Origin of the sequence: Flagellimonas sediminis (genome assembly GCF_010500845.1) — a bacterium.
GTDB classification, from domain to species: Bacteria; Bacteroidota; Bacteroidia; order Flavobacteriales; family Flavobacteriaceae; genus Flagellimonas; species Flagellimonas sediminis.
Map to the genome: position 1 here is coordinate 405,639 of NZ_JAAAMI010000003.1, position 12,138 is coordinate 417,776.

Below are 12,138 nucleotides of genomic sequence, written 5' to 3' on the forward strand. Positions count from 1 at the left end.
TTGTCCCTCGAAGTTCAAACACGTATTGAAAAGTTATCAAGAAAGGTGGAGGGAATAGACCCGATGAAGCCTTAGCAACCCTTGACTTCTATGGTCATGAAGGTGCTACATTCTATCCCATTGGGAATAGATAACGCAACAGGTAGTTTCTGCCCCTCTTTCTTATAACCATATTATTTATTAAATCTTGACCCATTGGGTCACATATTGCATTATGGATATAAGGCATTTGGCCATAGAAAATTTTACAACGATCAATGGATCGGTTCAGGACCTGCAATTGTCCTATCAATTGTTCGGGCAGCCCCTTCATTCGGCGCCCATTGTTCTGGTGAACCACGCCCTTACCGGTAATTCCAATGTGGCCGGGGAACAAGGCTGGTGGTCCGATCTGATCGGGGAAGGAAAATGTATCAATACCGATCAATACACCATTTTGGCGTTCAACATTCCAGGGAACGGCTATGATGGTTTTGTAATCGAAAACTATAAGGATTTTGTTGCGGGCGATATTGCCAAGATCTTTCTTTTGGGGTTGCAACAACTGGAAATCTCTAAATTGTACGCCATCATCGGAGGTTCCTTGGGTGGTGGGATCGCTTGGGAAATGACCGCTTTGAATCCGAATATAACAGAACATTTGGTGGCAGTTGCATCCGACTGGAAATCCACGGACTGGCTTATTGCCAACTGCCAGATCCAAGAACAGTTCTTGGTCAATTCCAAACAGCCCGTACATGATGCCCGTATGCACGCCATGTTGTGTTACCGCACCCCGGAGTCGTTCAAGGAACGGTTTAAGCGGAGTACCAACGAGGAGCTTCAGGTGTTCAATGTAGAGAGTTGGTTGATGCACCATGGCAAGAAATTGCAGGAGCGTTTTCAATTGTCCGCCTACAAGTTGATGAACCAATTGTTGAAGACCATCGACATTACCCGTAACGGGGATGATGCTTTTAAGGTTTTGCAGGAAAGCGATACCAAGATCCATATCATCGGGGTCAATTCCGATCTCTTTTTTACTGCTGAAGAAAACCGCGAGACCTTCAAACGCTTGGCTAGGGCCAATGCCAATGTCACCTATGGTGAAGTGCAGTCACTCCACGGCCACGATGCTTTTTTGATGGAGTTTGAACAGTTGGAAAAACTGTTGGAGACGGTCTTCCAGAAAAATGGAAAGACAGAGAGGATCAAGGTATTGAAGTTTGGGGGGAAATCCCTTGCCAATGGCGAAGGAATCAAACGCGTGTTGAAAATCATCACCAAACGGGCCAAAGCCAACGAACACTTTGCCGTGGTGGTTTCCGCTCGCGGAAAAGCCACGGACGAACTGGAAAGTTTGTTGGAAAAAGCGGCTAGGGGTGAAGACTTCAAGGAAGATTTGGAGAGTTTTGCCATCTATCAGAAAAATGATTTCAAGGGAGTCGATATTCAAGATGAACTCAATACTATTGAACGAATCTTGAATGGGGTTTCCTTGACTGGCGACTATAGTTTAAAGACCAAAGATGAAATTCTATCCTTCGGTGAGTTGATTTCGGCCAAAGTAGTAACATCACTTTTGAACCAAACCGGTTTGAAGGCCGAACTCTTCGATTCCCGTAAATTGATAAAGACCGATGATACGTTTAGCAACGCGGAGGTGGACCAAGGGGCATCCAAAGAAAATGTAATCCGTTATTTTCATCAATTAAAAGCAGATACCATTGCCGTGGTCACCGGTTTTATCGGATCTACCAGTGATGGGGCCACTACCACTTTGGGAAGAAATGGAAGCAATTATTCCGCTGCCCTTCTGGCCAATTTCTTGGATGCCGGGGAATTGATCAACTATACCCATGTGGATGGTATTTTCACTGCCAATCCAGAGTTGGTGAAGGATGCCAAATTAATCGATGTGATTTCGTATAGCGAGGCGAATGAGCTGGCCAATTTCGGGGCCAATATTTTGCATGCGAAGACTATTATCCCATTGATAGAGAAAAATATCCCACTCCGTATCTGCAATACGTTCAACGATGATAACGAAGGTACCCTGATCGGTCCAAAAACGGATAATGGGGGAATCAAATCCCTTTCGGTGTTGGACAATATGGCGCTTATCAATCTAGAAGGAAGAGGTCTTTTGGGCAAAGTTGGTGTCGATATGCGGATTTTTAGGGCCTTGGGCCAGAACGACATCAGTGTGGGAATCATTTCACAGGGATCATCCGAGAGAGGTATTGGTCTGGTAGTGGATGCTTCCAAAGCGGACAAGGCCAAAAAATTACTGGATCTCGAATTTGAAACGGATTACTCTTCCCAGGATATCAACCAAATCACTGTGGTAAAAGATGTTTCGGTCATTTCCATTGTGGGGATGGATTTGAGCAGTTTCCACAAACCCTTCAATGCCTTGGCGAAGAACCAAGTGGTGCCATTGCTTTTCAACAATACGGTCACTGGAAAGAACGTGAGCATGGTCGTGCGCAAATCCGATTTGACCAAAGCGGTGAATGTGGTGCACGGACAGATTTTCGGTATTGCTAAACGCATCAATTTGGCTTTGTTCGGACATGGAAATGTAGGTGGCACCTTGATCGATCAGATCTTGGGTTCTGAAAAAAACATTGAGGCCAGGAAAGGGATTGATCTTCGGGTATTTGCTGTGGCCAATTCCAGAAAAGTATTGTTGGATGCCTCTGGGATTGGTGCCGATTGGAAAGTACGTTTGGAAAAAGAGGGAAAACCCTATCAGATTGCCGACATTATTGCATTTGCCAAGCAACACCATTTGGAAAACTTGATAGCGGTCGACAACACGGCCAGCAGCGCCTTTGTGGAGAATTACGAACCGTTCATCAAGCATGGTTTTGATTTGGTTTCCTCCAATAAGATTGCGAATACCCTGAGCTTTGAACGATACAAATCCATTCGGAAATCCTTGGATGCCAATCAAAAGCAATATTTGTACGAAACCAATGTTGGGGCAGGGCTTCCCTTGATCGATACCATTAAGTTGCTTCACCTTTCCGGAGAGAATATTACGAGGATCAAAGGGGTGTTCTCAGGATCATTGAGTTATATTTTCAATACCTTTTCGGAGAAAGATGCCCAATTTTCTGATATTGTGAAGGAAGCAATGGCCAAAGGGTATACAGAGCCGGATCCACGTGAGGACCTATCAGGGAATGATGTGGGAAGAAAATTATTGATCTTGGCCAGGGAACTGGATCTGCAAAACGAGTTCTCGGATATCAAGATTCAGAATTTGATTCCAAAGGAACTACAGACGTTGGATTTTAATGATTTTAAGGGACGAATTGAAGAAATGGATTCGGTTTATACTGATGTCAAGAGTCAACAGAAGCTAGGGCATGTGTTGCGATATGTTGGCGATTTGCACGGCGATTTGCAACAAGACAAAGGGATATTGGAAGTGAAATTGGTATCAGTTCCTAAAGAAAGTGCTTTGGGGCAAGTGAAAGGTTCCGATTCCATTATCGAAATTTATACAGAATCCTATGGAGAAAACCCATTGGTGATCCAAGGTGCCGGAGCAGGTGCCGCGGTAACCGCCAGGGGTGTATTTGGTGATATATTAAGAATAGCAGAGAAGATATGAGCAATAACAGAAAGCAGTTTGAAACAGAAGCGATCCGCACGCAAATGGAGCGAAGTCAATATTTGGAGCATTCCAGTCCTATTTATTTGACTTCCAGTTTTGTATTTGAGGATGCCGAGGACATGAGGGCTTCGTTCGCCGAAGAAAAGGAAAGGAATATTTATTCCAGATACTCCAATCCCAACTCCTCCGAGTTCATTGAAAAAGTATGCAAAATGGAAGGGGCAGAAAGTGGTTTTGCCTTTGCTTCGGGCATGGCGGCGGTGTATTCCACTTTGGCGGCCTTGTTGAATTCAGGGGACCATGTGATTTCATCGAGCAGTATTTTTGGCTCAACCCATACCTTGTTCACCCAGTTTTTTCCGAAATGGAATATCACCACCAGTTTCTTTGATGCCAATGATTTGGAGAGTATCGAGAATCTGATCCAACCAACTTCCAGGATTCTTTATGCTGAGTCCCCAACGAACCCTGGGGTGGATGTGTTGGACCTTGAGGTATTGGGCAACATCGCAAAAAAGCATGGACTCATTTTTATTGTGGACAATTGTTTTGCTTCTCCCTATCTGCAACAACCCATCAAATTCGGAGCTGATTTGGTTATCCATTCCGGTACCAAATTGATGGATGGACAAGGAAGGGTATTGGCGGGTATCACGGTTGGTAGCAACGAGTTGATGGACAAGGTGTACCGTTTTTCACGAATCACGGGTCCCGCACTTTCCCCTTTCAATGCGTGGGTTTTGTCCAGAAGTTTGGAGACCTTGGCCATTCGTGTGGACAGACATTGTTCCAACGCCCTGCAATTGGCCACTTTTTTGGAAAATCACCCGAAGATAGCCTGGGTGAAATATCCGTTCTTGAAATCGCATCCACAGTATGAGGTGGCCAAAAAGCAGATGAAGGCCGGTGGTTGTGTAGTAGCTTTTGAAGTAAAAGGAGGATTGGAGGCCGGTAGAAAATTCTTCGATAGTATTGAGTTGCTATCGCTTTCTGCCAATTTGGGTGATTCACGTAGTATCGTTACCCATCCGGCATCCACAACCCATAGCAAACTGTCCAAAGTGGAGCGCGAAGCGGTAGGGATTACAGATGGCATGGTCCGAATTTCAGTTGGATTGGAACATATTGATGATATCATTTCCGATATAGATCAGGCCTTGGAAGAATAGGACTGTTTTTATATTCTATGTAATGTGCAATAAAAAATACAGGTTTCTTGACCGATATGTAGACCTGTTTTAGGGTAATCTTTATTGTACTTTATTTTAAGTTTAAGGGCGGTTTCGTTCAACTCTAGAATTTCTGGACCGTAATCCACTCTTAAACTTCCCTCTACATGATCGAATATAAATTTTCCTTCCTCAACTTTCCAACCACGACCTGGTGCGAGAAAGTCATATGCAAAAGTCCATTGTTCTTCAATTTTAGGGTCACCTGAAATCTCAATATTTCCGCTAACTTCGGTAATGGCTCTCACATAATAGAAGCCTTCTCCTGAAATATCCAAAGCATTTGGATTTTCGGTAAAGGTTAATTGTGTGTCAAGATTTGTGCCTTCTCCAGTATAAAGAATTTCAAAGTAATTAGGGTCTGATGCGGTAGATGAACCAATTCTACCTTCTTCGGATGTGATTTCCACAAGTTCCCATGGTCCAATCAATTGGCTTGAAACTTCTTCAGAAACTGATTCTATATCCTCACTAGTTTGACAAGCTGAGAGGATTACAATGAGTAATAGAAAGTATATTTTATTCATTTAGTGAAGTTGAGTACTTTAACAGGTAACGAATCAGTTTGGTTGTTAGTACAAATATGTTGACTTTTTATTTTTAAATTCGCAGAATGCTCTCCAAGAAGACAAAATACGGTTTAAAGGCACTTACTTACCTCGCCAGGGTCAAGGGAAAAGAGCCTGTTCAGATTGCGGAAATCGCCAAACAAGAGAACATTTCTCAAAAGTTTTTGGAAAGCATTCTTCTTACCCTCAGAAGAAATGGATTTTTGGGTTCCAAAAAAGGAAAGGGTGGGGGGTATTACCTGATCAAGGAACCCCATGAAATTCCGATGACCACAGTCATGCGGGTGTTGGAAGGACCCATTGCCATGGTACCCTGTGTGAGCCTTAACTTCTACGAAAAATGTGGGGATTGCCCAGATGAGGCCACTTGTTCCGTTCACAAATTGATGATTCAGGTTCGGGATAGTGCTTTGGATGTATACCGGAGCAATACCTTGGCCGATCTACTTTAAAAATCGTCTATATTTTTATTCAATATTGATGAGAATCTGGCAAAATCATATTTTAAAATTCGATAATCTACTAAAACTATAGGATAAAAGTATTTTTAAGATAGCTTTTATATGTGGTTTCAAAATTTAATTTTATTTTTGAATTCCCTAGTAAGTCGATAGGAAATACAATTTTGAGATGATCACAGACCAACTGGTAATAAAGAATAGCAAAGAAGAAACCTCCTATACCAAGGATTTGAGGTCCGAAAGCCCCAAAAGGAGCATAGCAAAATCCATTAGTTGGAGGATTGTGGGTACCATCGATACCATCATTATTTCATGGATCGTGACCGGAACCCTGACCTTGGCTTTTTCCATCGGAATGGTGGAACTGGTTACCAAAATGGTCTTGTATTTTTTTCATGAAAGAGTTTGGAACTCCATCAAATGGGGTAAATAAATAGAACGGTTATGGCATTGACACAAGTTGAAATACAGAATCTGAATCGCCAGTTTAAGGGCATTCCGCCGGAAGAAATTATTTCTTGGGCCATTGGCCATGGAAAGAAATCCGTGGTGACCACCAACTTTAGACCTTATGAGGTAGCCATCCTTCATGCGGTGACCGAGGTCAACAAAGATATTCCGGTTATTTGGTGCGATACGGGTTACAATACCCCTCAAACCTACAAGCATGCCGAAGAGTTGATCGCCCGTTTGGGCCTGAACATCAAATTATATGTGCCCAAACAAACCACTGCACATCGTGATGCAGTAATGGGCATTCCTCAGATTGATGATCCCCGTCACGAACTGTTCACGGAGCAGGTTAAGTTAGAGCCGTTCAGGAGGGCCATGGAAGAGCACAAACCCGATGTTTGGTTCACCAACCTTAGAAAAGGACAGACGGCCCACCGTGATTCCTTGGACGTGTTGAGCATGAGTAAGGATGGCGTGCTTAAGGTAAGTCCGTTCTATCATTGGAGCGATACCCAATTGGATGCCTATTTGCAGGGACATGGGTTGCCCAATGAGCATAAGTATTTTGATCCCACAAAAGTATTGGCAAACCGTGAATGTGGTTTGCATACCTAAAAAATAATATGAATTGTCACCTCGAGCACAGTTGAGAGGTTAAAACATAAAAAGCTTTGAGTACACTCGCAGAAGAAATTAAAAATCCATTTACGCTTACTGCCCCAGAAAGGCCCAACGCCAATGCATTGGAGCATGAAGCCATTTACATTTTAAGGGAAGTGGCCGCACAATTTGAAAGACCTGTGTTGTTGTTTTCCGGCGGAAAGGATTCCATCACCTTGGTTCGATTGGCCCAAAAAGCATTTTGGCCTGCCAAGATTCCTTTTCCGTTGATGCATATCGATACAGGACACAACTTTCCAGAAACCATAGAGTTTCGGGATAAATTGGTAGAAGAATTAGGTGTGGAACTTATTGTTCGCAATGTGCAGGATTCCATCGACCAAGGAAAGGTAGTGGAAGAAACAGGAAAGTATGCCAGTAGGAACATTTTGCAGACCACAACCTTGTTGGATGCCATTGAGGAGTTCAAGTTCGATGCCTGTATCGGTGGGGCCAGACGTGATGAAGAAAAGGCCAGGGCCAAGGAACGTATTTTTTCCGTTCGTGATGATTTTGGCCAGTGGGATGAAAAGAACCAGCGTCCGGAATTGTTCGATATGTTGAACGGACAGATAGAAATGGGCCAGAACGTGAGAGTGTTCCCGATCAGCAACTGGACTGAGTTGGATGTGTGGAGTTATATCCAAAAAGAAAATATTGAAATTCCGTCCATTTACTTCGCACACAAAAGAAATACCTTCCTTCGTGACGGACTGATTTGGTCTGCAGAAGATGGTGTGGTGTTTAGGGCTGAGGATGAGAAAGTGGAAGAAAGAATCGTGCGATTCCGTACCGTAGGGGATATGAGCTGCACCGCAGCCGTGGAATCGTACGCGGATACCATCGACAAAGTAGTTTCCGAAATCAGGGATTCCAAAATATCCGAAAGAGGGGCCCGTATCGATGACAAACGTTCCGAGGCAGCCATGGAAAAACGTAAACAACAAGGTTACTTTTAAGAAGACGAAGATGGAAGTATTAAAAATAGCAACGGCAGGAAGTGTGGACGACGGCAAAAGTACCTTGATAGGAAGATTGTTGTACGACACCAAATCCTTGACCGACGATAAATTGGAAGCCATTGAACGAACTAGTAAACAAAAGGGGTACGATTACCTTGATTTTTCACTGGCAACGGATGGGCTGGTGGCCGAAAGGGAGCAGGGTATCACCATAGATGTGGCCCATATTTATTTCTCCACGGCAACCAAAAGTTACATTATAGCCGATACCCCTGGGCATGTGGAATATACTCGTAACATGGTTACAGGAGCTTCCACCTCGCAGGCGGCCATTATTTTGATCGATGCCCGAAAAGGGGTCATAGAGCAGACCAATAGGCACTTTTTCATCAATAACCTGTTGCGTATCAAGGATGTGATCGTGGCCATCAATAAAATGGACTTGGTGAATTTCTCCGAAGATGCCTACAATGATATCAAGGCCGATTTTGAGGAATTGATGGGCAAAAGGGATTATCAAGATCAAAAGATCACCTTCATTCCGGTGAGTGCCCTAAAGGGCGACAACGTGGTGAACCGTTCCCAAAACATGGATTGGTACACAGGCCAGACCTTATTGGAGCATTTGGAAGAATTGGATCTTCAGGATATCTACAACGTAGGAACACCCCGTTTTCCGGTACAATATGTCATTAGACCAAAGACCGAAGAATTCCATGATTTCCGTGGATTTGCAGGGAAGGTGTATGGTGGCGAGTTGAGCGTGGGTGATGAAGTGGTGGTGTTGCCATCCATGACCCGATCCAAGATCAAGGCCATTTATTTTTACGATACCGAATACCAAACCGCTCCACGTCGTTCCTCGGTGACCATTACTTTGGAAGATGAGGTAAATGTAAGCCGTGGCGACATGTTGGTGAAAGTAGGAGACCTTCCTATCATTGACAAACAATTGACGGCAACCATATCTTGGATGGACTCCAATCAGTTGACCGTTGGTGGAAAGTATGTGTTGCAACATGGTGTCAACAAAACTTTGGCCAAAGTAGATGCCATCGACCATAAGATCCACCCAGATTATTCAGGTATCGAGGAAAATGTGTCCTCTCTTAATATGAACGATATTGCCAAAGTGCGTTTACGATTGAACAAACCCATTTTTTATGATAGGTTCAAGGAGCACCGCACCAATGGTTCCTTTATCATTATCGATAGCAGGACGAATCATACAGCAGGCGTAGGTTTCATAGAATAACAGGTAATGCCCAATTGAACAACAGGAAAGATTTTTATTATAAACCTATAAAAGTGATAGGAAAAATAGGATAATGAAAAGTTTTAGAACAGAAATAGAGAACCCGGTAGTAGAAAAGGATATCATTGATTTGGAGAAAAAAATTCGCCAGTTCAAGGATGGCAACATCGATGAGGAAAAATTCCGAAGCCTTCGTTTGGCACGTGGGGTCTATGGCCAGCGTCAACCCGGGGTACAGATGATCCGTATCAAATTGCCCTATGGTAAAGTCACTTCCAAACAGTTGCTTCGCATAGCCGACGTTTCCGATGAATATTCCCGTGGTCGTCTGCACATCACTACACGTCAAGACATTCAGATTCACTATGTGGATTTGGAGCGTACTCCTGAGCTGTGGGCAGAGTTGGAAAAAGACCAAGTAACGCTTCGCGAAGCCTGTGGAAATACGGTTCGGAATGTTACGGCAAGTGAAACAGCGGGTATCGATGTGGATGAGCCATTTGATGTTTCTCCCTATGCCCAAGCCTTGTTCGAATACTTTTTAAGAAACCCCATTGGTCAGGAAATGGGACGAAAATTCAAGGTTTCCTTTTCCGCCAGTGATGCCGATACCGGCTTGTCCTACATGCATGATCTAGGTTTTATCGCCAAAATTGAAAATGGGGTAAGAGGGTTCAAAGTAATGTTGGCCGGTGGTTTGGGCTCCCAACCCCGCCATGCCGATGAACTGTACAGCTTTTTGCCTACGGATAAAATCATCCCAATGATGGAAGGCGTGGTTCGTGTGTTCGACCGTTATGGAGAACGCAAGAGTAGGGCCAAGGCAAGGATGAAATTTTTGTTGAAGGATATCGGTTTGGACGGTTTCAAACAATTATTGGAAGAAGAGCAGACCGCCATTCCTATTCAATCCTATCCAATCGATTTTGAAAACTATCCACAGGTACAAGTGGCCGAAGTGGAAACGCCCAAAGTTGAAATTGAGGATGCTAAAGCATTTGAACAGTGGAAATCCACCAACTTGGTGCCCCAAAAACAAGAAGGCTATGTGGCCATCGGTATCAAGGTATTGTTGGGTGATTTTTATACCGATAAGGCACGGGAATTGGCCCATTTGGTGCAGAACTACGCAGCTGGCGAGATTCGTCTCTCCCTACGTCAAAATATTTTGATACCCTTCGTGAAGGAGGAATTGGTTCCTTTCTTCTACCAAGAACTTGAAAAATTGGGCTTTGCCGAAGCAGGCTACAACAAGGCTTTGGACATTACCGCATGTCCTGGCACCGACACCTGTAATTTGGGTATTGCCAGCAGTACCGGTATCGCCGATGAGTTGGAGCGTGTGATCAAAGCCGAATACCCACAATACATCAACAATGCTGATGTGGTGATCAAGATCAGTGGTTGTATGAACGCATGTGGACAACACAACATGGCCCACATCGGGTTCCAAGGAATGTCCATCCGTACCAAGGATAAATTGGTAGCACCTGCCCTTCAGGTGTTGTTGGGCGGCGGAAACATGGGTAACGGAAACGGAAAGTTCGCGGACAAAGTGGCCAAAATTCCAAGTAAAAGAGGTCCTCAAGCCCTCCGTTTGATCTTGGACGATTTCGAAGCCAATGGAAACGGGGCAAACTTCACCGACTATTATGAAGAAAAAGGACAGCTTTACTTCTACGATTTCTTGAAACCATTGACCGATGTGGACAACCTTACCCAAGAAGATTTCATCGATTGGGGCAACGAGGAAAAATATGTTCAGGAAATCGGGGTTGGCGAATGCGCCGGAGTCATTGTGGACTTGGTGGCTACCCTGTTCTTTGAAAGCCAAGAGAAGATAGAAAGTGCCGAAGAGGCCATCCTAGAAGGAAAATGGGCGGCCAGTATTTATTATTCCTATCAGTCCATGGTGAACTCTGCCAAGGCATTGTTGACTGCGGAGAAACAAAAAGTGAATACCCATGCGAGTATCATCAAGGATTTTGATGAACTCTATGTGGCCACAGGAAAAATTGAGTTTGAAGGTGGATTTGAAAAATTCGCTCTTCAACTCAACCAAAATGAGCCTTCCGAAGTCTTTGCAAAAAGCTATGTGAAAGATGCGAAAACCGTATTGGAACGATTGGAGGCATACAGAAAATTGGAGTTGGAACATGCGTAACGGAAAATTGACAGTGGTAGGGGCAGGCCCCGGGGATGTGGATTTGATCACCCTAAAGGGTGTGAAGGCTTTGCAGGCTGCAGACGTGGTTTTGTATGATGCATTGGTGTCCGCAGCATTGTTGGATTATGCTCCCCAAGCCGAAAAAATATTTGTGGGTAAACGCAAAGGATGTTATACCTACCAGCAGGAGCAGATCAACGAACTGATCGTGCAACGAGCCGATCAAGGCCTTCATGTGGTCCGGCTAAAAGGGGGCGACCCATTTGTATTTGGCCGTGGAGCCGAAGAAATGGAATATGCTGCGGAATTGGGACTTGAAGTGGCCGTGGTTCCGGGAATTTCATCCTCGGTATCGGTTCCGGCATCCCAAAACATTCCGGTGACCAAAAGAGGTTCTGCCGAGAGTTTTTGGGTGATTACGGGTACCACCAAGGAACACAAACTTTCCAATGATGTGGCCTTGGCAGCCAAGTCGAGCGCAACAGTCATCATCCTTATGGGAATGTCCAAGTTGGGAGAGATCATGGAACTCTTCAAGCAAGAAGGAAAAGAGCGGACTCCGGTCGCTATCATCCAAAATGGGACCACGGAGCACGAAAAAATAGGCATTGGAACTGTTGCTTCCATTGAGAACAAGGCAAAGGAGCAGCAGTTGTCCAATCCTGCGATCATCATCATCGGTGAGGTGGTAAACCATCGCCAAAGATTATTGGACATTCAAAGTGAATATCAATACAAGGGAAAAAAATCGCTAGTTAAAGTTTAAAAATTGTCA

The 12,138-nt window shown here is 44.2% G+C and carries 10 protein-coding genes and 1 riboswitch; of the genes, 9 read left to right on the forward strand and 1 reads right to left on the reverse strand.

All coding sequences use genetic code 11. The features are described from left to right. Positions 1-30: 30 nt before the first annotated feature. Positions 31-137, forward strand: a riboswitch (SAM riboswitch). 77 nt (positions 138-214) lie between these two features. Then, positions 215-3,604 (forward strand): bifunctional aspartate kinase/homoserine dehydrogenase I, encoded by a 3,390-nt coding sequence (gene thrA, locus GTK07_RS08740; RefSeq protein ID WP_163634899.1) that lies wholly within the window; start codon positions 215-217, stop codon positions 3,602-3,604. After that, entirely contained in the window at positions 3,601-4,776 is a 1,176-nt protein-coding gene (locus GTK07_RS08745) for a trans-sulfuration enzyme family protein (protein WP_163634900.1), read from the forward strand. Before thrA ends, GTK07_RS08745 begins: the two co-directional genes overlap by 4 nt. Before the next feature lie 8 nt (positions 4,777-4,784). On the opposite strand, the gene GTK07_RS08750 is transcribed toward GTK07_RS08745, so the two are convergent. Beyond that, complete coding sequence (locus GTK07_RS08750) at positions 4,785-5,363, reverse strand: hypothetical protein (RefSeq protein ID WP_163634901.1); 579 nt, start codon at positions 5,361-5,363, stop codon at positions 4,785-4,787. 86 nt (positions 5,364-5,449) lie between these two features. On the opposite strand from GTK07_RS08750, the gene GTK07_RS08755 reads away from it, so the two are divergent. The 7 genes from GTK07_RS08755 to cobA all read left to right on the forward strand — a co-directional run bounded on the left by GTK07_RS08755 (position 5,450) and on the right by cobA (position 12,129). Beyond that, positions 5,450-5,857, forward strand: coding sequence for an RrF2 family transcriptional regulator (locus GTK07_RS08755; protein ID WP_163634902.1), 408 nt, complete (start codon positions 5,450-5,452; stop codon positions 5,855-5,857). A 178-nt stretch (positions 5,858-6,035) separates the two neighbouring features. Then, a complete protein-coding gene (locus tag GTK07_RS08760; RefSeq protein ID WP_163634903.1) occupies positions 6,036-6,299 on the forward strand; it encodes a DUF2061 domain-containing protein in 264 nt (87 codons plus the stop codon). Positions 6,300-6,310: 11 nt separating this feature from the next. Continuing rightward, positions 6,311-6,934 carry a phosphoadenosine phosphosulfate reductase domain-containing protein gene (locus GTK07_RS08765; protein WP_163634904.1) on the forward strand — a complete coding sequence of 208 codons (624 nt, stop codon included), beginning with the start codon at positions 6,311-6,313 and terminating at the stop codon, positions 6,932-6,934. A gap of 77 nt (positions 6,935-7,011) precedes the next feature. Beyond that, positions 7,012-7,938 (forward strand): sulfate adenylyltransferase subunit CysD, encoded by a 927-nt coding sequence (gene cysD / locus GTK07_RS08770; protein ID WP_163634975.1) that lies wholly within the window; start codon positions 7,012-7,014, stop codon positions 7,936-7,938. A 10-nt stretch (positions 7,939-7,948) separates the two neighbouring features. After that, positions 7,949-9,196, forward strand: a complete 1,248-nt coding sequence (locus GTK07_RS08775; RefSeq protein WP_163634905.1) for a sulfate adenylyltransferase subunit 1 — start codon at positions 7,949-7,951, stop codon at positions 9,194-9,196. Between the two features lie 73 nt (positions 9,197-9,269). Further along, positions 9,270-11,360 carry a HEPN domain-containing protein gene (locus GTK07_RS08780; RefSeq protein WP_163634906.1) on the forward strand — a complete coding sequence of 697 codons (2,091 nt, stop codon included), beginning with the start codon at positions 9,270-9,272 and terminating at the stop codon, positions 11,358-11,360. Beyond that, the gene (cobA, locus tag GTK07_RS08785; protein WP_203583763.1) at positions 11,353-12,129 is read left to right on the forward strand and encodes a uroporphyrinogen-III C-methyltransferase; all 777 of its coding nucleotides are present in this window, start codon (positions 11,353-11,355) and stop codon (positions 12,127-12,129) included. Before GTK07_RS08780 ends, cobA begins: the two co-directional genes overlap by 8 nt. Positions 12,130-12,138 lie beyond the last annotated feature (9 nt).